The sequence below is a fragment of the Archangium minus genome (assembly GCF_044360475.1).
In the GTDB taxonomy this organism is placed as follows: domain Bacteria; phylum Myxococcota; class Myxococcia; order Myxococcales; family Myxococcaceae; genus Archangium; species Archangium minus.
On sequence record NZ_CP043494.1, the window covers coordinates 10,474,587 to 10,495,181 of the forward strand.

Consider the following 20,595-nt stretch of genomic DNA (forward strand, 5'->3'; position numbering starts at 1 on the left):
GCGCCTCACTCACGCCGAACGCGTCCGCTCCAGGGGGGCCGACGCCACCCCCTCCGACCCTGGAGCGGCGGGCAGCACCACCCGGAAGGTGGTGCCCTGGCCCGGAGCACTGTGCACGGTGATGTCCCCGCCCAGCCGCGTCACGATGCCATGGCAGATGGACAGGCCTAGCCCCGTGCCCGTGCCCACCGGCTTCGTCGTGAAGAAGGGCTCGAAGAGGCGACTCAGGTTCTCCGCTGGAATGCCACAGCCGTTGTCCTGCACCTCCACCGCCACCCGGCCGTCCGACCTGCGCAGCACCCCGAGCCGGATGAACGGATCCTCCCGGCCCCTCAGGGCATGGGCGGCGTTGACGATCAGGTTGAGGAACACCTGCCCCAGGCCATGCTCGCTGCCCAGTACGCGCGGCACCTCATGGAAGTCCTTGATGAGCCGAACGCCCGAGCGCAGCGCCTCTGACGCCATGGAGATGGAGAGCTCCGCCACCGCGCGCACGTCCACTGGATCCCTCGGCGGCTCGTCCACTCGGGCGAAGATGCGCACGTCCTGGACGATGCGCTCAATGCGCTCGGCACCGAGGATGGCGTCGCGGCAGGCCTCCCGCAGATCGTCTCGCGCCGCCATCGACTCGGGCGGACACGGCAGCTTCTCGAGCCCCCTCACGGCGTGGCGCAGGTTGGACAGGATGAAGCTCAGCGGGTTGTTGACCTCGTGGGCCAAGCCCGCCGACATGCGCCCCAGCGCCTCCAGCTTCTGCGCATGCATGAGCCGGGTGTTGGCCTCCGCCAGCGCGCGCGTCCGCTCCTGCACGATGCGCTCCAGGTCCTCCATGCGCTGATGGCTCGCGCGCAGCAGCTCCCACTTCTCGCAGAGCGCGTGCGCCATCTGCCGCACCTCGATGTTGTCGAAGGGCTTGCGCAGGATGAGCAGCCGCTCACTCTGACCCAGCTTCCGCGACAGCTCGTCCCAGGAGTAGTCGGAGTGCGCCGAGCAGAGCACCACCTGGAGATCCGCCTCCTCCCGCCACATGTGCAGCGTCGTCTCCACCCCGTCCATGCCCGGAGGCATGCGGATGTCCACGAAGGCCATCGCATAGGGCCGCCCCTCGCGCACCGCCTCCTTCACGCGCCGTACGCCCTCTTCTCCACCTAACGCGAAGTCCAACTCGAAGCGGCTGGTGCCCAACCGGGGCGGGGCCTCCCCGAAGAGCATGGACTCCATCGCATCCAGCTCCTCGACGTCGTCGTCGGGCCTGGCGAGGATCTTCCGGAAGTCCTGGTGGATGGAGGGGTTGTCGTCGACCACCAGAATCCGGCGGCGCTCCCCCGCGGGAGGACTCATGAACGGGCCTCCTGCCCATGCCTGGGCAGCTCGATGATTCGTGGTGGTGAAACCGTGGGCGAAGAGCCGCGACGGATGCTCCGCGGCGCGCGGAGGGAGGGGAACGTCATGGGGTGGGCGTCGTTCAGCGGGTTCAGCAAGATCCCCAACAGTTTATGCTGGTCCAGCAAAACCGGGGGATCCTGACGAGAATCCCAAGTGAGAAGTTGAGAGAAGCGAGTAGCGGGCCAGGGGTCGTCCGCCAGGCTGGCCTCCGACTGAACGCGAAAAGCCACGGACCCTCGGCGGCCCGTGGCTTCTCCCTGGCTGCTCTCCTACACCCGGTGCGGTAACGGCGCCTGCACGCCTACATCACGGGGGGAGGGGATTCTTGGTGCTCGGCCATGCGCAGCAGCTCGCGGTTGCGCCAGTTTTCGATGGCCTGCTGCATGTCGTCGCGCATGGAGACGAGGTCCTCGCGATTGGCCGAGGCCTCCACCTTGGGCATCAGCGTGCGCTCCTCGTGGCTGACGTGCTCCGTCACCATCCGTTCCAGGCGGCCACACAGCTCGTTCAACCGCGGATCCGTCTGCTTGATCTGGAGGATCTCCGAGATGAGCTGCTTCACCTCGGCGTGGTCCTTGAAAGATTCGTCGATGATGCCGTCCACGCCCTGCTCACGGGCGAAGGGATAGAAGAACTGCTCCTCGAGCGCCGCGTGGATGGTGAGGGCCTCGGCGACCTTACCGAGCAGGGAGATGCGCTCGTCCCCCTCGCTGGACTTGATGCGCAGGAACAGGTCATCGACTTCCCGGTGCTGTTGCTTGAGTAGATCGATCGCGCTCACGGTTCGGCTCCTTAGCTATCGTCCCCCCCACGGGGTGATGTCGTCTCAGCGACAAACACTCCGCATGGCGAGAACGGGCGACAAGCGCGGAACCGGCACGAGGACGCTATTCCCCCAGGGGCGGGTGGGTGCCCGCCCGCTGGAGCACCGGGCCTCACTCAGTCGCGCGACACTTGACGGAAGACGGCGAGCGACCGGCCTGTCAGCTCGAAGCGGCCCTCGGGCACCGGCGTGTCGGGGCCCAGCTTGTCCTCCGCGGTGTAGAACTCGATGACCCACCGTGAGCCCTCGGCCGGAGACGGCACGGTGAAGTGGACGGGCTCATGGTGGGCGTTGAGCAGCACCAGCAGCGCGTCTCCGATGATGCGCTGGCCGCGCTCGTCGGGCGTGGGGATGGCGTCGCCTCCGAGGAGGAACGCCAGCGAGCGAACGAAGGGCTTGCCCCAGTCGTCCTCGCTCATCTCCGTGCCATCCGGGCGGAACCACGTGAGATCCTTGTGCTCCGAGTCCCAGATGTGCTTGCCCTGGAAGAAGCGGCGGCGCTGCAGCACCGGCTGGCCGTGACGGAAGTGGATGAGGCGCGAGGTGAACTCGAGCAAGGCCTCGCGGCGCTCGTCGAGGTTCCAGTCCACCCAGGACAGCTCGTTGTCCTGACAGTAGGCGTTGTTGTTGCCGCGCTGGGTGCGCCCCATCTCGTCGCCGGCGACGATCATCGGCACGCCCTGCGACAGGAAGAGCGAGGCCAGCAGGTTGCGCTTCTGGCGCTCGCGCAGGGAGATGATGGCGGGGTCGTCCGTCTCGCCCTCCACACCGCAGTTCCACGCCTGGTTGTCGTCGGCGCCGTCGCGGTTGTGCTCGCCGTTGGCCTCGTTGTGCTTGTGGCTGTAGGTGACGAGGTCGTGCAGGGTGAAGCCGTCGTGGGCGGTGACGAAGTTGATGCTGGCCTGGGGCCGGCGCCGCGCCTCTTGGTAGAGGTCCGAGGAGCCCGCGAGCCGGTAGCCCACTTCGCCCGCGAGGTTCTCGTCGCCCTTCCAGTAGCGGCGCAGGGCATCACGGTACTTGCCGTTCCACTCGCGCCAGGGCGCGGGGAAGCCGCCCACCTGGTAGCCACCGAGCCCCACGTCCCACGGCTCGGCGATGAGCTTCACCCGACCGAGCACGGGATCCTGGTTGATGATCTGGAAGAAGGCGGCGTTGGGGGAGAACTCGCCCTTGCCCACGCGGCCGAGCACGGTGGCCAGGTCGAAGCGGAACCCGTCCACGTGCATCTCCTCCACCCAGTAGCGCAGGCTGTCCACGACGAGCCGCGCCGTCTGCGGGTTGGAGACGTTGAGGCTGTTACCGCAGCCGGTGAAGTCCAGGTAGTAGCGCGCATCCGGCATCAGCCAGTAGTAGGTGGCGTTGTCGATGCCCTTGAGCGACAGCGTGGGCCCCAGGTGGTTGCCCTCGCACGAGTGGTTGTAGACGACGTCGAGGATGACCTCGATGCCGGCCGCGTGCAGGGCCTTCACCATCCCCTTGAACTCGTTGACGGCGGCGCCCGGGGTGCGGCGGCTGGCGTAGTGCTGCTCGGGCGCGAAGTAGCAGAGGGTGTTGTAGCCCCAGTAGTTGGAGAGGCCCTTCTCCCCCAGGAAGGAGTCGTCGGCGAACTCGTGCACCGGCAGCAGCTCCACCGCGGTGACGCCCAGCTTGAGCAGGTGCTCGATGACGGCCGGGTGAGCGAGCCCCGCGTAGGTGCCACGCTGATGCTCGGGCACCTTCGGGTGGCGCATGGTGAGGCCCTTCACGTGGGCCTCGTAGATGACCGTCTTGCGCCAGGGCACGTCCGGGCGGCGGTCGTTGCCCCAGTCGAAGTAGTCGCTCACCACCACGCACTTGGGCATGCCCGCGGCGCTGTCGCGCTCGTCACGCATGAGGTCCTGCTTCTCGTGCCCGAGCGGGTAGCCGAAAACGGGCTGGGACCAATCCACCACACCGTGAAGCGCCTTGGCATAGGGGTCCACCAGCAGCTTGTGCGGGTTGCAGCGGTTGCCCTTCTGCGGCTCATAGGGGCCGTGGACACGCAGGCCGTAGAGCGTGCCCGGCTCCAGTCCCGGGACGTAGCCATGCCACGTGCAGTCCGTCACCGCGGGCAGCTCGAACCGGTCCATCTCCTTCGAGGGGTCCTGAGGATCGAAGAGGCACACCTCGACGCGGGTAGCGGCTTGCGAGAAGACCGCGAAGTTCACCCCTGTACCGTCGAACGTCGCGCCCCGTGGGTACGGCTTTCCCGGCCATACTTCCCTGGTCATACGCGTCGGAATCCTTTCAAACCGAATACCCACCAAATCTGGATGTGATGGCACAGGACCGCACGCTCCGTCCGACCCGGGACAGAGCGAACGTCCACCACCCATCAGGAGATAAGGCCCGCCGTGCGGTTCCGCACGGATGGGACTCCAGGCCAATGACCTCCATCCGGAGGCCTGACCAACGTGCGCCCCCGCTTTCCAACAAAGGGAGCACACACATGAAGCGCACGATTCAGGGGTTCCTCGTCGCTGGCACGCTGGTCATCGGTGGTTCCGCGCTCGCGCAGCAGGCGGGCAAGGCGGAGGGCAGCAAGAAGGGGACGGCCGAGCTCCGCGGTTTCGTGGTGCCCACCGACGAGAAGGCCTTCCTCGAGCGGCTGCACTACACCAACCAGCTGGAGATCAAGCTGGGCCAGCTCGCTCAGCAGAACTCCACCAACCCGGACGTGCGGGCATTTGGTGAGAGCATGGTGCGCGAGCACACCGATGCCGACCAGAAGCTGATGAGCATGGCGCAGAGCCGGGGCCTGAAGCTCTCCGACACGCCCAAGCCGCTCAACGACATGGAGAAGAAGATGATCGCGGCCGACAAGGCCGTCATGGAGGAGCTCCAGGCGCTCAAGGGCGATGCGTTCGACTCCTGTTACATCGCCGGCCAGGTGGGGGACCACGACGCCACGCTCGGCAAGCTGATGGCCGGCCGGCAGGCGCTCACCGGCAACGCCCAGCTCACCTCGATGATGGATGAGCTGTCCCAGCACATCGTCCAGCACCGCCAGCAGGCGTACTCGGTGCTCGGCAAGCTGGGCCAGGCCATGACGACAGGCGTCGGCGGAGCGGGCAACCAGGGCACCAGCCCCGCGGGCTCCCCGAATGGCAACATGGGCACGACCCCGGGCAGCGGCGCCACGGACAAGGGGAACACGGGCCCGGGCAGGACCGGCACCGGTAGCCCCACGGGCGCGAGCGGCAGCACCGGCACCAGCACGCAGCCCGCGAGGTAGCTCACAGGAAGTCAGAGCACGGACGGGGCTGGCCGCAGGTGGCTGTAGGCAATGTCGGCCAGCTCGTCGAAGGTGGGCGTACGCCAGGGGAGTGACCGCTTCACGCGGCGCTCCTCGGCCCAGGCCATGAAGGTCTCGAGCTGCTCGGGGCTGGGCGACACGCGAGGCCGCGCGCGCTTGGCCAGCGAGAGCGCGTCCAGCGGTGCATGGCCGAGGTCCACCAGCACGCAGAGGGCCAACAGCGCGCTGCGGCCAATTCCGTGCTCGCAGTGGATATAGACCTTGTTTCCCCGCGACAGGTGGCCGTTCACCCACTGCACGCCCTGCTCGAGCATGTGCCGGCTGATGGAGCACAGGTCCTCGGTGGGCAGGTGCAGCAGGGAGATGCCGTGCTCGCGCAGGACCCGCTCGTCATCACAGGCCTCGCGGCGCACGTCGACGACGTGACGGATGGAGAGACTCCGGGCCAGGTGCTCCGCGGCCTCGATGGGGAAGCGGCCCCCCACGGCCAGCTCGGGTGTCACCCAGTCCAGATTCAATGACCAGCCGTGTTGACGCATCCGTGCGCCCCTCCCCTGCCCTCGACTCTTGGGCCCGTGCGCTACCGTGGACAAAGCTAGTCACCCGACCTGCCGTGCGGACCGAGTACCGCGGTACGATGACAACTCGCCTGCCTGGTCGAGTTGCCTTCCCGGGCAGCACCTCAAGGTGATAGGTTCGTTGGCTCACAAAACGCCATGAAATCCGCTGACCGCTCATCCCGGCGCGAAGGACAGCGCGCCCGATGGACGGCCCAGGGAGGCACGGTTTGCGCCGTGCTCCTGGCCGTGTGGGTCGGCGTGTGCTCGCTGAGCGTCTGGAGCATCCAGCACGCGGGGGCCCGATGGGTGCCCGTCGCGCCGAAGCCGCAGAGCAAGAGTTCCGTCTCTGCCCATCTGCCCGGGCGACAGGAAAAGCTGGTCGGTGTCCGTGAGCCCTCGGCCCAAGGCCAATGGGAGCTCCCGCGTCCCACCAGCAAGCCGCCGCTCCACCCACGCCTCGATTCGCGACTCGGCCCCGCGCTGAAGCCGAATTCCCGGCTCGAGGCACGCGTGAGGGCGCACCTCTCGTGCGTCGTGCCCGCGAGCCATGGCCGTCTGGCGGATCGGCCCGTGGTCGCGAACTGTCCCGCGCAAGGACCTCCGCGGACCGAGTGACGTTGCGTCTCTAGAACGAGAACCGCGCGACCGCGAAGCACCGCTTCGAACGCGACACGTCCGGCCGCGCACCATCACGTCATCTCTTCACCCGCTGCGTCAGTCCCACTGGCGCGCGTGAGGTCTGCTTTGCACAAGAATCAAGACGCCTCGACTCCTCCGCTCCCGGCGGAGCCCGCAGTGAATACCGAGCTGCCCCAGTGGCAGGTGACGAAGCTCATCCTGGCCATGCTCGTCTGCGCGCTCATCGTCGGCGCGGCCATCGCATACGAGAAGTTCGGCTGACAGGCAGGGCGAGCGCAGCCCACCCCGTCCGCTCAGGGTCCACCCACGTACAGCGCTGGGTGGACCCGGCAGTTCCCTTCCTCCCATCCGTTCCCCTCACAGGGAGAGTGATTCAGCGATGCACAATGCACACGACTTCCTCCTGGCCCTAGCAATGGTCCTCTGCGTCGCTGCGGTGACGTCCGTGGTCTTCCAACGACTGCGGCAACCCGTTGTGCTCGGGTACATCATCGCGGGGCTCATCATCGGGCCCCACGTTCCCATCCCCCTCGTCGCGGACGCCGCCATCGTCCACACGCTGTCGGAGCTGGGCGTCATCCTCCTCATGTTCTCGCTCGGGCTGGAGTTCAGCCTGCGCAAGCTGGTGCAGGTGGGGCCCACCGCGGGGCTCACCGCCGTCATTCAGTGCAGCCTGATGATCTGGCTCGGCTTCGTCGTGGGCCGGGCCTTCGGCTGGACACCGCTCGAGAGCATCTTCACGGGCGCCATCATCGCCATCTCCAGCACGACCATCATCGCCAAGGCCTTCGACGAGCAGAACATTCACGGCAAGCTGCGGGAGATCGTCGTCGGCGTGCTCATCGTCGAGGACCTCATCGCCATCCTGTTGATGGCGACCCTCACGGCCATCTCCACCGGCGCGGGGCTCTCGGCGGGGCAGTTGACCCTCACCGTCGGCCGGCTGGCCCTGTTCCTGGCGGGGCTCATTGGCATAGGGCTGCTGGTCATCCCTCGCACCGTGCGCGCCATCCATCGCCTCCAGCGCCCGGAGACACTGCTGGTGGCGAGCGTCGGCATCTGCTTCGCCATCGCGCTGCTCGCGCAGTCCTTCGGTTACTCGGTGGCGCTCGGCGCGTTCCTGGCAGGCTCGCTCGTGGCCGAGTCCGGCAAGGAGAAGGACGTCGAGCACCTCGTCCAACCGGTGCGCGACGTGTTCGCCGCCATCTTCTTCGTCTCGGTGGGCATGATCATCGACCCGGCGCTCATCGCCCAGCACTGGGTGGCCGTGCTCGTGCTGACCGTGGTGGTCATCCTCGGCAAGCTCGTGGGAGTGGGCCTGGGCGTGTTCCTCACCGGCAGCGGGACGCGCACGGCGATCCAGTCGGGCATGAGCCTGGCGCAGATCGGCGAGTTCTCCTTCATCATCGCCGGCCTGGGCCTGTCGCTGAACGCCACGGGGCAGTTCATCTATCCCATCGCCGTGGCCGTGTCCGCGATCACCACCCTCACCACGCCCTTCCTCATCCGCGCCTCGGGTCCGGTTGCCAACCTGGTGGACCGCAAGCTGCCCAAGCCGCTCCAGACCTTCGCGGCCCTCTATGGGAGCTGGGTGGAGGAGCTCCGCTCCGCGCCGCCCCGGCAGACCGCCGGCGCGAAGATCCGCCGGAAGATCCGCCTCCTGCTGCTCGATGCGGCCCTGCTCGCGGCGATCATCATCGGGACCTCCGTGCGACTCGACAGGATGGCGGCGGCTGTCGAGAGTTGGATTGGACTGGACGCCCCGGTGGCGAGGATGCTCGTCATCGGGCTGGCCTCCGCCCTCGCGGCTCCGTTCTGCGTGGGTGTTGTCCAGGTGGCCCGGGCCTTGGGGACGCTGCTCGCGGAGACGGCCTTTCCGGCGGCGGAGGGACGGCTGGACAGGGCCGCCGCGCCACGCCGCGCGCTCGTCGTGACGCTCCAACTGGCGAGCGTCCTCATCGTGGGCGCCCCCCTCGTCGCCGTGACCCAGCCCTTCCTGCCGGGCGTCCTCGGCGCGGCCGTGCTGCTCGTCCTGCTCGTCGTGCTCAGCGTGGCGTTCTGGCGCAGCGCCACCAACCTCCAGGGGCATGTCCGCGCGGGCTCACAGGTCATCGTCGCGGCACTCGCGGCCCAGTCCCACCAGGACAAGAGCGAGGCGCACCACGGCAAGGACCTGAAGACCGTTCACGCCATCCTCCCCGGGCTCGGCGAGCCGACCCCCGTCCGGCTCGAGACCTCCAGCCCGGCCGTGGGACGGACGCTCGCGGAGCTGAACCTGCGCGGGATGACGGGCGCCACGGTGCTCGCCATCCGACGCGGAGAGGAACAGGTGGTCGTTCCCACCGCGAACGAGATGCTGCGAGCGGGAGACGTCCTCGCGCTGGCCGGCACGCACGAGGCCATCGACGCGGCCAGGGCCGTGCTCGACGGGAGCCCCCCGCCCGAACAGGCAGCGCCCGCCTGACTCAGCGCCCGGCGTCGGAGGGAGTGCCAGCGTCGGGGGGCGTCGGCCGCTCCACGGTGACGCGGTCCTCGAGCGGCACGCGTCCCAGGGACTGGCGGAACAGCTCCCACAGCGCCTGGCGATGGCCTTCCGGCGTGGTGGTGCCCTCCAGCACCAGCCCCGCCCCGCGATAGCTTGCGCTGAGGCCCTGGCCCTTCAGCGTGGGCGACAGGGTGGTGAGCTGCTCCTGCAGCAGGGGCAGCTCGAAGGTCAGCTCCAGCTCGCGCGCGAGGTAAGCATCCGTCTTCAGCAACGCGCGCAGGGCCTCGCGGCAGCGCGCGTTCTTCACCTCGGCCGTCAGCGTGCGCACGGAGCCCTCGGTGGCCTTCAGCCCCGGACAGGCCTTGCGCGCCGCGGCCAGCAGCTCCGTGGAGGACTCGGGCTCGGGAGGCCGGCCCGGCGCGCCCACCGCCAGCCGCCACACCGCGAACTTCCCCTCCGCGTACAGCAGCAGCAGCGTGCGCCCTGGCTTCACCCCCGTGAGCAGCAGCTCGTTGCTCCCCGCGAGCACCTCTGCCGTGGCAATGGACGGATCCTCGACATCCACCCACTCCACCGCGCTCAGCTTATGGAAGCGTTCCTTGCCCGCCTCCAGGGACACCGACAAGTCCACCGGCCAGGCGGCGGCAGGGGGAGCAAGCAGGCTCAGCAGGAGCGCGGCCAACGGGACGAACAGGGGGAAGCGGCTCACTGGTGGACGGATCCCCATCCAGACCCTCTCGGAAAGTGTGCGAGTCCTCTTACCACGGGGTATGTAGAGAAACCCTATGCCTACCTGGGTCCTCTGGACCGCCTGCCTGGCCCTCGTTGTCCTCCGGGGCTTCATCGCCGCCGCCGAGTCCGCTCTCTATGGGACCTCTGATCTGCGCGCGCAGGAGTTGGCGCAGTCCCAACCCGGCGCGGGCGGCCGTGTGCTCCGCCACAAGACGGAGCGCGAGGCCACCGCCACCGCCCTGCGTGTGGGCATGGTCCTCAGTGGTTTCCTCGCCGCCGCCATTGGTTCCTTCGTTCCGCCCCAGCTGCTCGACTTCACCCGCTGGGGCGAGTCCGCCTGGCTGGACGTGGCCACCGTGCTCGCGGGCGCCCTTCTGGTGGGCGTGCTCGCCACCCTCATCGAGGTGACGATGCGGGGTCTGGCCAACGCGGGCGCCGAGCGCTGGGCGCTGCGCCTGTCCTGGCTCGTCTCGCTGCTCGTCTTCTTCTTCTATCCGCCCATGCGCCTGCTCATGGGTCCCATCAACCTCGTGGCCCGTGGCTTCGGCCGCACCCTGCGCTTCGAGCCTCCGCCTCCGCCCCTCGAGGAGCTGGAGAAGCTGCTCGCCGCCCAGGCGGCCAAGGAGGAGGTGGACCAGAGCGCGCCCCAGCTCATCCGCTCCATCTTCGAGCTGTCCGATAAGCGCTGCCGTGACGTGATGGTGCCTCGCACCGAGGTGGTGTGCGTGGACATCTCCACCCCGTCCGACGAGGTGCTGCGCCTGCTGGCGGAGGAGAACCACTCGCGCATCCCCGTCTACCGGGACGACGTGGACCACATCCTCGGTGTCCTCCATGCGCGCGACCTGATTCCGCTGCTCCAGCACCCCGAGCTCATCGTCCTGCAGGACACCATCCGGCCCGCCCACTTCGTGCCGTGGCTCAAGCCCATTGGAGATCTGCTGCGCGAGATGCAGCGCAAGAAGATCCACATGGCCATCGTCGTGGACGAGTACGGCGGCTTCATGGGGATCGTCACGCTGGAGGACATCCTCCGGGAGATTGTCGGCGACATCGGCGACGAGTTCGAAGTGGAGGAGAAGCAGGTCGAGAAGCAGCAGGACGGCAGCTTCCTGGTGGACGCGGCCATGGAGGTGGAGCAATTCACCCAGACGTTCGGCTTCGAGCTGCCAGAAGGCGACTTCGACACCCTGGGCGGCTTCCTGTCATCGCTGGCCGGCCACCTGCCGGACGTGGGCGAGCGCTTCGTCTACGACGGCTGGGCCTTCACTGTTCACGCCAAGGAAGGCGCGCGCATCGACCGCGTGCGGATGACGAAGCTCAAGACGACCACCAAGGAGTCCACGCCTCCCAAGGAGAGCTCGGGCACCAAGGAGGCCGCGAGCCAGGAGATCAAGGCCTGAGCGCGTAGTGAACGCCCAGACCCGCGCCGAGACTCAGCGTTGGCCTCCGCGTAACCGCTCCAGCTCGGCGAGTGCCTCAGCCAGCTTGCGTTCGGACTCCTCGCGGCGGTGCGCTTCCTCCGCGAGCCGTTGCTCCAGCTCCGCCCGCACCTGGGCTTCCTCGGTACGGTGGGCCTCCGCCTCGCCTACCATCCGCTCGAGCGTGGCGATCATCTCCTCCGACTCGGGCAGCGGCGCCCGGCCAAGATAGAAGCGCAGTCGCTCACCCTCCAACTGCAGCTCCAACCCGAGCACCTCGGACGTGTAGAAGCCCTGCTGCGGCACGATGGGCTGATAGACACGCCGCCCCTCACCGACCAGCCGCCAGCCGGTCAGCTTCAGCCGACCCCGATCGAAGAGGAAGTACTCGCGGATGCCGAGCCGGGCGAAGCGCTCCACGTTCCGCTCCAGATCCTTGCGCCGTTCGCCCGCGACGTGGATCTCCAAGGCGAAGTCGAGCCCCTTTCCCTCGGCGCTCACCACCCAGCGCATGCGCGAGTGCGGCTCCACGTCCATCACGGCAATGACGTCGGGAGCGAACATGCGCTCGCCGGGGTAGTACACGGGGAGCTCACAGGCCAGGTACACCTTGCGCCCGACTCGGGAGAAGAAGCCTCCCAGCACCTCACGGGCGCGCACCTTGGCCTCGAAATGCGCGTCTCCTTCAGGCGGATTGGCCTCGGAGACCGGGAATTCGGACGGAAGGCTGGCGATGACGTGCGCGCGCTCCTCGGGCGTGAGCCGGTCCCAGACTTCCTGGGGCGGCGCACGCGGATCATCAGGATCGACACGGTAGGAATCAGCGCTCATGGTGCCGGTAGACACACTAAGTCCCTCCCAGGAAGTGGACCAAGCGAGGGCAGGGAAGAAGCGTCGGGCAGGAGGCGTCTGTCCGGCGTCCTTCCGGGCGCCGCCTCGTCCCCGTCCTCCCCCAGTCCACCAACGGGACTGGCATGCCCTCACGCCCGTGCCTTACCTCGGACATAGGGCCATGAAACGTGACTTTACCCGTCAGGTCAAGGCCTGTGGCTCCGGGGGAACATGCCCGTATCTGCTTCCCTGAAGGCGCGCCTCAGTCGGCCTCGGTCACCACGGGCCGGAAGTACGGGAGCCGCAAAAAGCGCTCGGCCCGGAAGGGCAGCAGGCGCACCGTCTCCCCGAAGGTCAGCGCGACTCCGCCCCCCACCTCCACTCGCCACGTGCGCGGTGTGACAGTGGAGCCCGCGGGCTCGGAGCGCAGTGGGAAGGACACGGTGAGGGTGTGGCGCGCGTCAGCGGCCAGCGGCTGGCTCACCCCGCGCGTGCCCACCGCGTAGCGCCGCCCGTCCAGGCGCAGCTCGAAGTCCACTCCCGTCACCTCCGCGTCCCAGAAGGTGGGGTTCTCCACGTCCAGGCGCAGGGTGAGCGCACCGGCGCCGTCCGGGGTGAAGGTCAGGCCCACCTCCTCCACCCGCACCGCATGGTCCATGGCGTGCGGGCGCAACGTCACCCCGGCGCACCCGGCCATCCACGGCAACAGCAGCAGCAACATGAACCGGTGCATCAGCCCCCCAGCAGTGGCTTAAGCGCCTCCACCCCCAGCGGCCACCCGGTGCGGCGCGACAACGCCTCCAGCGCGCGAATGAACTCCGCGGCAGACTGGAAGCGCCGTCCCTTGTCCGCGAAGAGGGCCTTGCGCACCACCTGCACCGCGTAGTCCGGCAGCGCCGGCTGGAGCGTGGACAGCAGCGGCGCTCGCGCGTCCCGCACCCGGTACATCAGCTCCGCCTCGCTGTCCGCGGTGAACAGGCGCCGGTTGGCCAGCAGCTCCCAGAGGATGACGCCCACCGAGTACAGGTCGCTGCGCGCATCCACCGGCTGCCCCAGCACCTGCTCCGGGCTCATGTACGGCAGCGTGCCGCGCAGCGCGCCCGTGTCCCCGCGCATCACGCCCTCCACGTCCGCCACGCCGAAGTCCGTGAGCTTCACGTCCCCCGTCACGCTCAGCAGGATGTTGGTGGGGTTGACGTCGCGGTGGATGACGGTGGCACCGCCCTCGCCCACCTTCGCGCGGTGGATGTAGTCCAGCGCCTTGAGGACGCACCAGGAGATGTAGCAAGCAGCCGCCGGTGGCATCGACGCCCCTGCCTTCACCAGCAGCTCTTGCATGAAGCCCAACGTGCGACCCGGCACCAGCTCCTGCACCATCAGGTAGTCCGGCCCCGCCTTGAAGAGGCGGAAGGTGCGCACGATGTTCGGGTGTCGCAGGCGCACGGTGAGCTTCGCCTCGTCGACGAAGGCTTTCACGTACGCACCATCGTTGCGGTACGTGGGCAACAACCGCTTGAGCACCACCTCGTCCGGCTCCCCCGGCGAGCGCTGCGTCGAGGGCTTCGCACGCACCTGGTACACCTCGGCCATCCCGCCTACTGCGAGACGGCCAACGACCTCGTACCCGCCCAGGTCTCCAGCTTGCGGCGACACGTGCCCAGCCTACTCCGCTTTTCGTTGAAGCCCCACTATTCCGTTCACAGAGAAGCGAAGAGGCGCTCGTACTTGCGTGCCGACGCGGCCCAGGAGAAGTCCCGGCCCATGCCCCTGCGCCGGAAGGCCAGCAGCCGCTCGGGCTCGGCGTAGAGGGCCTGTGCCCGCCTCAAGGCCGCCAGCAGCGCCGTGGGGTGGAAGGCCTCGAAGAGGATGCCGTTGCCGTCCAGCCCTCCGTCCACCGTGTCCACCAGTCCTCCGGTGGCTCGCACAATGGGTACGGTTCCATAGCGCAGCGAGTACATCTGGTTGAGGCCACACGGCTCATACCGGCTGGGCATGATGAAGAAGTCCGCCCCCGCCTCCACCAGGTGGGACAGCCCCTGGTCGAAGCCGATGAACGTCCCCACCTGCTGGGGGAAGTGGTGCTGGAGGGCACGCAGCCCCTCCTCGTACTGGCCCTCGCCGCTGCCCACCGCGACGAAGCGAATGTCCGAGTGGAGCGCCTGGGGCAGCACCTCCAGCAGCAGGTCTATCCCCTTCTGCCAGGCCAGCCGCGAGACGATGCCGAACACCGGAGCGTGGGTGTCCTCCCTCAGCCCGAAGCGGCGCAGCAGCTCGCGCCGGCAGACAGCCTTGCCCGACAGGTCGTTCGCCCCGTAGCGCGCCGGGAGGTACGTGTCCGTCTCCGGGCTCCACTCGTGCACGTCGATGCCGTTGAGGATGCCGGTGAGCACCCCCTGGCGCCGGCGCAGCAGCCCGTCCAGGCTGGCCCCGCCGTCCGGCTGCTGAATCTCCTTCGCGTAGGTGGGCGACACGGTGGTGAGGGCATCCGCGAACTGGATGCCGCCCTTGAGGAAGTTGACCGTGTCGTAGAACTCGAGCCCGTGCTCGGCGTTGAAGAGCTCCCAGGGCAGCCCCAGGTCCTCCATGACGTGCTTGTTGAACTGCCCCTGGTAGGCCAGGTTGTGGATGGTGAACACGCTGCGCGCCCGCGCCAGGGCCGTCCCCTGATAGCCGCGCTGGAGCGCCACCGGCACCAGTCCCGTCTGCCAGTCGTTGACGTGGATGATGTCCGGGTGGAACCCCAGGCGCTGGGCGGCCTGAAGCGCCCCGAGGGACAGGTAGGCGAAGCGTCGGTGGTTGTCGCCGAACTCGCCCCAAGCGTCCCCGTAGATGCCGCCACGGCCGTAGAAGTGCTCGTTCTCCAGGAACAGGACTTCCAGGTTGGGCGACAGGCGCCGGGAGAGGATGGGCCCCCGCTCGATGCCAAAGGGAAAGCGCAACTCCAGGTGATGACCCGTGGGGGTGAGCTGATCCGTTTTGATGGACGCGTATCGAGGAGTGACGATCTTCACCTCGTGACCCAGCTCCGCGAGCGCCGCGGGCAGGGAGCCGGCCACGTCTCCGAGTCCGCCCGTTTTGGAGAAGGGCGTCACTTCGGAGGCCACGTAGAGAATCTTCATGGAATGAGACGATGCCGTGTGGGATGGGCGAGTCAACCCAAACACGCGACTCGCACTCCCGGAGCGGGTTGGTATGGTGGGGGCGTGGAGCTACCCCAGGATCCTATTCAACGCTTCGCGGCCCTCTTCGAAGAGGCGAAGCGCGTCATTCCCGTGGACCCCAACGCCATGATTGTGGCGTCCGTGGGGCCCAACGGCAGGCCGTCCTCGCGCGTGGTGCTGCTCAAGGACTTCGACGAGCGAGGCTTCGTCTTCTACACCAACCTCCAGAGCCGCAAGGGGCAGGAGCTGCTGACCCACCCATGGGCGGCGCTCTGCTTCTTCTGGCAACCACTGGAACGCCAGGTGCGAGTCGAGGGGCGTGTGGAGCGCGTGTCGGACGAGGAGGCGGACGCGTACTTCCAGAGCCGGCCTCGCGGAAGTCAGGTGGGCGCGTGGGCGAGCCTGCAGAGCCAGTCGCTGCCTTCGCGCGAGCTGCTGGAGGAGCGCGTGGAGGAGCTCACGCGCAAGTACGAAGGGCAGACCGTGCCCCGGCCGCCGCACTGGTCCGGCCTGCGGGTGGTGCCCGACCGCATCGAGTTCTGGCACGCGCGTCCGAGCCGGCTCCACGACCGGCTCGTCTACCTGCGCGAGGGCAACGGCTGGACGACGGACATCCTCTATCCGTGAGCCGCTACCAGGGAAGCTCCTGGCCCTCGTAGCTGAAGAACCGGCCCCCGTCCTGCGCGCGGAGCCGGTCGATGACGTTGAGCATCCCGCGCACAGACTCCTCGGCGCGCAGCGGCGCCTGGGGGCCCCCCATGTCCGTCTGCACCCAGCCCGGGTGCATGGAAACGGTGATGAAACCCTCGCGGTGCAGCTCCAGGTGCATGTTGCGCATGGCCATGTTCAAGGCGGCCTTGGAGACGCGGTAGGCGTAGGAGCCCCCCTCGCCGTTGTCTGCGATGGAGCCCATCTTCGAGGTGATGTGGATGATGCGCCGCGCCGAGCCCCGCCGCAGGGCCGGCAGCAGCGCGGCGGACAGGCGCAGAGGGCCCAGCGTGTTGACGGTGAAGGTGTCGGCCATGGACTGGTAGTCGAGCGCGGTCAGCGTCCCTTCCTTCCCGTACACGCCCGCGTTGTTGATGAGCACATCCAAGGGCTGACCCTCTCCCACCGCGGCGGCGAAGGCGTCCACGCTCTTCGCGTCGGAGATGTCGAGCGCGTGCACCCGAAGCCGGCCCCCCGCCTCTCGGGCGAGTGACTGGAGCTGTTTGGCATCGGAAGGCGAGCGGACACCCGCGTCGATGGAGTCACCACGGTTGAGCAGCTGACGAACGAACTCGAGACCCAGACCCCGGCTGGCACCGGTGATGGCATAGCGCATGAGCTCCATTAAACGCGGCCGCCATACGGAAAAACACAGTGCTCCGCGGCACTTGACCGGGAGTGACAGGCGGTAGAAACCCCGGATTGCACCGGGAGCGGAACCAAGCATGAGCGTCGTAATCATTGGCGGTGGAATCAGCGGTTTGGCGCTGGCACACGGGCTGCGCGCGCGAGGAACCGAGGTGACGCTGCTGGAGGCGGGCCCCAAGCTGGGGGGCAACATCCAGACGCTGAACCGGGACGGGTTCATCATCGAGGCGGGCCCCAACAGCTTCGTGGACCGGGAGCCCACGCTGCGCCAACTGGCGACGAGCCTGGGCATTGAGGGCCGCATCCGCACGGCGGACCCCGCGGCGAAGCGGCGCTACATCTACTCGCGGGGGAAGCTGCGAGAGGTGCCCTCGTCACCGCCGGCCCTGCTGAAGTCGGACGTGGTGCCGCTGGGGGCGAAGCTGCGGATGATGGGCGAGCTCTTCACCCGGCGCGCGCCGGAGCGGGACGAGTCGCTGGCGGACTTCGGTCGGCGGCACGTGGGGCGCACGGCGACGGCGGTGCTGGTGGACGCGATGCAGACGGGCATCTACGCGGGCGACGTGGAGGCACTGAGCGTGGGCGCTGTCTTCCCCAAGGTGGTGGAGTTGGAGAAGCAGCACCGCAGCCTCGTGCTGGGCATGGTGCGGACCCAGGCTGCGGCGCGCAAGGCACTGCCCCCGGGCGAGGGCGCGCCGAAGCCGACGGGCGCGGTCTCCTCGTTCGACGGAGGCCTGGGGGTGCTGGTGGGCGCCTTGGCGCAATCGCTCGGAACAGCAGCGCGCACGGGAGTACGGGTGGAGGGGTTGCGGCGCGAGGGGAACGGCTGGCGGCTCGCGGTGGAGGAGCACGGGCAGCAAGCGGAGCTCGCCGCGGACAAGGTGGTGCTCGCGGTGCCCGCGTACGTGGCGGCGAAGCTGCTGCGGCCCCTGGATGAGACGCTCGCGGCGCGCATGGAGGGCATCGCCTACGCCCCCGTCGCGGTGGTGCACCTGGGCTTCGCGCCGGGCAGCCTACCGCCTCCGGATGGCTTCGGCTTCCTCGTGCCCACGCTGGAGCGGCGGCGCGTCCTGGGCGTCATCCACGCGTCCTCGACCTTCCCCTGGCGCGCCGAGGGCGGACGCATCCTCCTCACGTGCATGGTGGGTGGGGCGAAGCGGCCGGACCTGGTGGAACTGGACGACGCGGCGCTGGTGACGCTCGCGCGCGAAGAACTGCGGGAGCTGGCCGGAGTGACGGCCGAGCCGTCGTTCACGGAGGTCTTCCACTGGAAGCGAGGCATCCCTCAGTACAACGTGGGGCACCTGGAGCGAGTGGCAGCCATCGACGAAGGCGTGGCCCGCCTGCCTGGGCTGTTCCTCACCGGCAACGCCTACAAGGGCGTGGGCCTCACTGACTGCATCCGCAACGCCAATACTCTGGTGGACACACTCGCGCGTTGAGCACGGGTCCCGGTGACTCGCCGTAAGAATCCGCGTCCCTCACGACGCAGCCCCTGCCCAGCCGGAATACACATCTACCCTCCACTTGCATGGAATGCTTCGAGGATTTGCTCTGCTGTCATCGCCGGAGTCACCTTCACCTCACCATTCATGCTCTCGTCACAAAAAAGGAGGGACACGTGAGAAGGTACGAGGGAGCGGCACCACTGGACGAACTCTGAAACTTCCCGAAGAGGGACACCTTCAAACGTCATGGAGCCCCTCTTCTTGTGAAGCAACCCCTCCAGTCGAGAATCAGCCATGGGGACATAGAACTCCAAGGCGTAGTTCCTCTCGGGATTGGAGATTTGCTTCACCGTGGCGCCGGGCCATCTCGCGTTCAGGCTGGAAGTGAAATCAAATGCGGATGGCAAGCCTTCGTCTTCCGCGATGATGAAGAACTTCATTCGCCATCTCCTCGTCTCAGGGACGAACGATAACCTCACCAGGAATGCCGAACTTCGTCAGGAGTGCCTCAAAGAGGGGAACAGCCCTGCCATCGTTGACAATCACCTCCAGCCCCATAACGGGAGTATCGGGGTCTTTGATGACTGCGGCGTATCGCGCGAACTCGTCCATGAGTGCGTCCAGAATCATGGTTCGAGCAGTCTCGCCACACCTCGAGCCAGCAATAAACGGGCTTTTCTCGGCATCGCCCACGTGCTTGACCTCGAGCAGCCTCGCCTTTTCCAGGCGGGCACCGTCCGCCCAGACTTCCTCTCCACCTCCGGAAACATGAATCTCCTCAGGCCCCGCATGTTTGCGCTGATACTTGTAAGCCGCTGAGTCCTCTCGGGCGGGCCGCCAGTTCGCCTTTCCAAGCCACTCCTTGAAGGCCTTGAGGTCAAACTTCTTGGGCTTCATGCCCTTCGTCGGCACCACCCCGCCTGCCGTGCGTGCCCCCGAGGCTGCCAACGCGGGCACCCTCCCCGTCTCTGGCACGACTCCCGGAATGACGCCTGCGGAGTTGCCTGCGGGTTCGCCAACAGCCACCAACACGGGCTTGGGCAGGGGTAAGGAGGGTGGCTCGCGTGGCCCTGGCCTCTTCTGCACCTTGCCGGGCAGCTTCTTCACCAGGAGAAACGTCACGACGCTCACGCCCACGACGGCCACGGCTCGCGCGAGGTGCGTCGCCGCCGTGTCGAGGCCCGCCTCATCCCTCGCACCGGTTGCGTACTCGACGTAATGCCACAGCGAGTCCTTCACCGCTGCCGTTTGCGCCGCAGCCATCACAACGCCCAGCGTCAGCAGCGCCGCATCCACGGCCTGACCGAGCACGGGAATGCCCTGGGTACCAAGCCATGCCGTGGTCATCGTCCCCATGAGCGCCAAACTCTCGGGAGACAACATCACCTGCACTTCCTTCATCGTCTCCCCAGGCAGCCTTCCCAGAGCGCGTACGAAGGAACGGCAGAGCTTCTCCGATTTCTCCATCGTCTCGACGGGCTGGGATCGCGCATGGCAAAGCCCATCCTCCACTGGGTTGGCGAACGCGGGGACGGCGAACTGCGTATTCCGGCGAAGTGGAACACCCATTCCGGGCGAAGTGGAACACCCGTTCCGGCCATGTGGAACAGTCGGAGCGTCAGCGACGCTGGCCGGGGTTCACTTCGCCCCCTTCTTGGACCGGGTCAAATTCCTTTCCGGGTCGCGCACCGAGTCGCCGGTGAGCTTGAGGCGATGGGCGTTGTGCACCAGCCGGTCGAGGATGGCATCGGCCACGGTGGCGTCGCCAATCACCGCGTGCCAGTCCTTCGTATCAAGCTGGGAGGTCACCACGGTGGCACCGGAGCCATACCTGTCCTCCAACACTTCCAGCAGTTCCTTGCGCTCGCTGGCGCCCAGGGGCTCCAGGCCGAAGTCGTCGAGAATCAGCACCTGGGCCTTGGCGAGCCTGCGCAGCAGGTGCGGGTAGGTGCCGTCGGCACGAGCCTGCGCCAGCTCGTCGAAGAGACGCGAGGCGCGGCGGTACACCACGCCGTAACCGTCGCGGCACGCCCTCTGTCCCAGCGCGCACGCCAGGAAGCTCTTGCCCACGCCGGTGGGGCCCGTCACCAGCACGTTCTGCGCCTGCGCCACCCAGCGTGAGGTGGACAGCTCCAGCACCTGGGCCTTGGTCAGCCCCCGCGCCAGGCCGTAGTCGATGTCCTCCAGGCACGCCGTCTGGCGCAGCCGCGCGGTGCGCAGGCGCGAGGTGAGCTTCTTGTTCTCCCGGTGCACCCACTCGGCATCCACCAGCAGGCCCACCAGGTCCGTCGGGCCCACCTCCTTGTCGGCTGTCCGCTCCGTCCAGGTGCGTAGGTAGTGGGCCATGCCGTACAACTTCATCGCGTTGAGCTTCTCCAGCGTCTGTTCCACCAGCATCGTCTCTTCTCCTCGTTGGGGTTGTTGGGTGTTGCCGCGCCGGAGCGCGCCCGAAGGGCGCGCGCAGGCGTACTCCGAGGCA

19 protein-coding genes are annotated in these 20,595 nt (G+C 67.8%); 6 read left to right on the plus strand and 13 right to left on the minus strand.

Annotation, left to right across the window (positions count from 1 at the left end):
* Positions 1-9: 9 nt before the first annotated feature.
* The 3 genes from F0U60_RS42895 to glgX all read right to left on the minus strand — a co-directional run bounded on the left by F0U60_RS42895 (position 10) and on the right by glgX (position 4,458).
* Positions 10-1,341, minus strand: coding sequence for a sensor histidine kinase (locus tag F0U60_RS42895; protein WP_395808817.1), 1,332 nt, complete (start codon positions 1,339-1,341; stop codon positions 10-12).
* 346 nt (positions 1,342-1,687) lie between these two features.
* Entirely contained in the window at positions 1,688-2,167 is a 480-nt protein-coding gene (locus F0U60_RS42900) for a hemerythrin domain-containing protein (RefSeq protein WP_395808819.1), read from the minus strand.
* A 158-nt stretch (positions 2,168-2,325) separates the two neighbouring features.
* Positions 2,326-4,458 carry a glycogen debranching protein GlgX gene (gene glgX / locus F0U60_RS42905; protein WP_395808821.1) on the minus strand — a complete coding sequence of 711 codons (2,133 nt, stop codon included), beginning with the start codon at positions 4,456-4,458 and terminating at the stop codon, positions 2,326-2,328.
* A 218-nt stretch (positions 4,459-4,676) separates the two neighbouring features.
* Here glgX and F0U60_RS42910 point away from each other — a divergent pair, with 218 nt between their 5' ends.
* On the plus strand, positions 4,677-5,462 hold the full coding sequence (locus F0U60_RS42910) for a DUF4142 domain-containing protein (RefSeq protein WP_395808823.1): 786 nt from the start codon (positions 4,677-4,679) through the stop codon (positions 5,460-5,462).
* A gap of 11 nt (positions 5,463-5,473) precedes the next feature.
* Here the strand turns inward: F0U60_RS42910 and F0U60_RS42915 are convergent, their stop codons facing one another.
* Positions 5,474-6,022 carry a dual specificity protein phosphatase family protein gene (locus F0U60_RS42915; RefSeq protein WP_395808825.1) on the minus strand — a complete coding sequence of 183 codons (549 nt, stop codon included), beginning with the start codon at positions 6,020-6,022 and terminating at the stop codon, positions 5,474-5,476.
* Between the two features lie 177 nt (positions 6,023-6,199).
* Here F0U60_RS42915 and F0U60_RS42920 point away from each other — a divergent pair, with 177 nt between their 5' ends.
* The gene (locus tag F0U60_RS42920; RefSeq protein ID WP_395808827.1) at positions 6,200-6,658 is read left to right on the plus strand and encodes a hypothetical protein; all 459 of its coding nucleotides are present in this window, start codon (positions 6,200-6,202) and stop codon (positions 6,656-6,658) included.
* A 403-nt stretch (positions 6,659-7,061) separates the two neighbouring features.
* A complete protein-coding gene (locus F0U60_RS42925; RefSeq protein ID WP_395808829.1) occupies positions 7,062-9,146 on the plus strand; it encodes a cation:proton antiporter in 2,085 nt (694 codons plus the stop codon).
* 1 nt (position 9,147) lies between these two features.
* Here F0U60_RS42925 and F0U60_RS42930 read toward each other — a convergent pair whose 3' ends face one another.
* Positions 9,148-9,894, minus strand: a complete 747-nt coding sequence (locus F0U60_RS42930; protein WP_395808831.1) for a pilus assembly protein N-terminal domain-containing protein — start codon at positions 9,892-9,894, stop codon at positions 9,148-9,150.
* Between the two features lie 58 nt (positions 9,895-9,952).
* Between F0U60_RS42930 and F0U60_RS42935 the strand changes: the two genes are divergently transcribed.
* Positions 9,953-11,302, plus strand: coding sequence for a hemolysin family protein (locus F0U60_RS42935; protein ID WP_395808833.1), 1,350 nt, complete (start codon positions 9,953-9,955; stop codon positions 11,300-11,302).
* Positions 11,303-11,335: 33 nt separating this feature from the next.
* On the opposite strand, the gene F0U60_RS42940 is transcribed toward F0U60_RS42935, so the two are convergent.
* From F0U60_RS42940 to glgA, 4 genes are all read right to left on the minus strand, one after another.
* Positions 11,336-12,151 (minus strand): Uma2 family endonuclease, encoded by an 816-nt coding sequence (locus F0U60_RS42940; RefSeq protein WP_395808835.1) that lies wholly within the window; start codon positions 12,149-12,151, stop codon positions 11,336-11,338.
* Positions 12,152-12,413: 262 nt separating this feature from the next.
* Positions 12,414-12,884 carry a hypothetical protein gene (locus tag F0U60_RS42945; protein WP_395808837.1) on the minus strand — a complete coding sequence of 157 codons (471 nt, stop codon included), beginning with the start codon at positions 12,882-12,884 and terminating at the stop codon, positions 12,414-12,416.
* Positions 12,884-13,804: a serine/threonine protein kinase gene (locus F0U60_RS42950; RefSeq protein WP_395808839.1), complete on the minus strand. Its 921-nt coding sequence runs from the start codon at positions 13,802-13,804 to the stop codon at positions 12,884-12,886. The genes F0U60_RS42945 and F0U60_RS42950 overlap by 1 nt, the downstream gene beginning before the upstream one ends.
* A 44-nt stretch (positions 13,805-13,848) precedes the next feature.
* The gene (glgA, locus tag F0U60_RS42955; RefSeq protein ID WP_395808841.1) at positions 13,849-15,270 is read right to left on the minus strand and encodes a glycogen synthase GlgA; all 1,422 of its coding nucleotides are present in this window, start codon (positions 15,268-15,270) and stop codon (positions 13,849-13,851) included.
* An 84-nt stretch (positions 15,271-15,354) separates the two neighbouring features.
* Between glgA and pdxH the strand changes: the two genes are divergently transcribed.
* On the plus strand, positions 15,355-15,939 hold the full coding sequence (gene pdxH, locus F0U60_RS42960; RefSeq protein WP_395808843.1) for a pyridoxamine 5'-phosphate oxidase: 585 nt from the start codon (positions 15,355-15,357) through the stop codon (positions 15,937-15,939).
* Positions 15,940-15,943: 4 nt separating this feature from the next.
* On the opposite strand, the gene F0U60_RS42965 is transcribed toward pdxH, so the two are convergent.
* Positions 15,944-16,636: an SDR family oxidoreductase gene (locus F0U60_RS42965; protein ID WP_395808845.1), complete on the minus strand. Its 693-nt coding sequence runs from the start codon at positions 16,634-16,636 to the stop codon at positions 15,944-15,946.
* Positions 16,637-16,745: 109 nt separating this feature from the next.
* Between F0U60_RS42965 and hemG the strand changes: the two genes are divergently transcribed.
* Entirely contained in the window at positions 16,746-18,110 is a 1,365-nt protein-coding gene (gene hemG, locus F0U60_RS42970; RefSeq protein ID WP_395808847.1) for a protoporphyrinogen oxidase, read from the plus strand.
* Between the two features lie 74 nt (positions 18,111-18,184).
* Here the strand turns inward: hemG and F0U60_RS42975 are convergent, their stop codons facing one another.
* The 3 genes from F0U60_RS42975 to istB form a co-directional block, all read right to left on the minus strand.
* Positions 18,185-18,556 carry a hypothetical protein gene (locus tag F0U60_RS42975; RefSeq protein WP_395808849.1) on the minus strand — a complete coding sequence of 124 codons (372 nt, stop codon included), beginning with the start codon at positions 18,554-18,556 and terminating at the stop codon, positions 18,185-18,187.
* Between the two features lie 16 nt (positions 18,557-18,572).
* The gene (locus tag F0U60_RS42980; RefSeq protein WP_395808851.1) at positions 18,573-19,583 is read right to left on the minus strand and encodes a restriction endonuclease fold toxin-2 domain-containing protein; all 1,011 of its coding nucleotides are present in this window, start codon (positions 19,581-19,583) and stop codon (positions 18,573-18,575) included.
* Positions 19,584-19,754: 171 nt separating this feature from the next.
* A complete protein-coding gene (istB, locus tag F0U60_RS42985) occupies positions 19,755-20,513 on the minus strand; it encodes an IS21-like element helper ATPase IstB (protein ID WP_395806235.1) in 759 nt (252 codons plus the stop codon).
* Positions 20,514-20,595: the final 82 nt, after the last annotated feature.

Bases quoted from the DNA above. Each gene is read 5' to 3' on its own strand.
- istB (WP_395806235.1), bottom strand. From the start codon at position 20,513: ATGCTGGTGGAACAGACGCTGGAGAAGCTCAACGCGATGAAGTTGTAC.
- hemG (WP_395808847.1), top strand. From the start codon at position 16,746: ATGAGCGTCGTAATCATTGGCGGTGGAATCAGCGGTTTGGCGCTGGCA.
- F0U60_RS42920 (WP_395808827.1), top strand. From the start codon at position 6,200: ATGAAATCCGCTGACCGCTCATCCCGGCGCGAAGGACAGCGCGCCCGA.
- F0U60_RS42930 (WP_395808831.1), bottom strand. From the start codon at position 9,894: ATGGGGATCCGTCCACCAGTGAGCCGCTTCCCCCTGTTCGTCCCGTTG.
- glgX (WP_395808821.1), bottom strand. From the start codon at position 4,458: ATGACCAGGGAAGTATGGCCGGGAAAGCCGTACCCACGGGGCGCGACG.
- F0U60_RS42945 (WP_395808837.1), bottom strand. From the start codon at position 12,884: ATGCACCGGTTCATGTTGCTGCTGCTGTTGCCGTGGATGGCCGGGTGC.
- F0U60_RS42925 (WP_395808829.1), top strand. From the start codon at position 7,062: ATGCACAATGCACACGACTTCCTCCTGGCCCTAGCAATGGTCCTCTGC.
- F0U60_RS42965 (WP_395808845.1), bottom strand. From the start codon at position 16,636: ATGCGCTATGCCATCACCGGTGCCAGCCGGGGTCTGGGTCTCGAGTTC.
- F0U60_RS42980 (WP_395808851.1), bottom strand. From the start codon at position 19,583: ATGGAGAAATCGGAGAAGCTCTGCCGTTCCTTCGTACGCGCTCTGGGA.
- F0U60_RS42915 (WP_395808825.1), bottom strand. From the start codon at position 6,022: ATGCGTCAACACGGCTGGTCATTGAATCTGGACTGGGTGACACCCGAG.
- F0U60_RS42910 (WP_395808823.1), top strand. From the start codon at position 4,677: ATGAAGCGCACGATTCAGGGGTTCCTCGTCGCTGGCACGCTGGTCATC.
- glgA (WP_395808841.1), bottom strand. From the start codon at position 15,270: ATGAAGATTCTCTACGTGGCCTCCGAAGTGACGCCCTTCTCCAAAACG.
- F0U60_RS42895 (WP_395808817.1), bottom strand. From the start codon at position 1,341: ATGAGTCCTCCCGCGGGGGAGCGCCGCCGGATTCTGGTGGTCGACGAC.
- F0U60_RS42935 (WP_395808833.1), top strand. From the start codon at position 9,953: ATGCCTACCTGGGTCCTCTGGACCGCCTGCCTGGCCCTCGTTGTCCTC.
- F0U60_RS42975 (WP_395808849.1), bottom strand. From the start codon at position 18,556: ATGAAGTTCTTCATCATCGCGGAAGACGAAGGCTTGCCATCCGCATTT.
- F0U60_RS42940 (WP_395808835.1), bottom strand. From the start codon at position 12,151: ATGAGCGCTGATTCCTACCGTGTCGATCCTGATGATCCGCGTGCGCCG.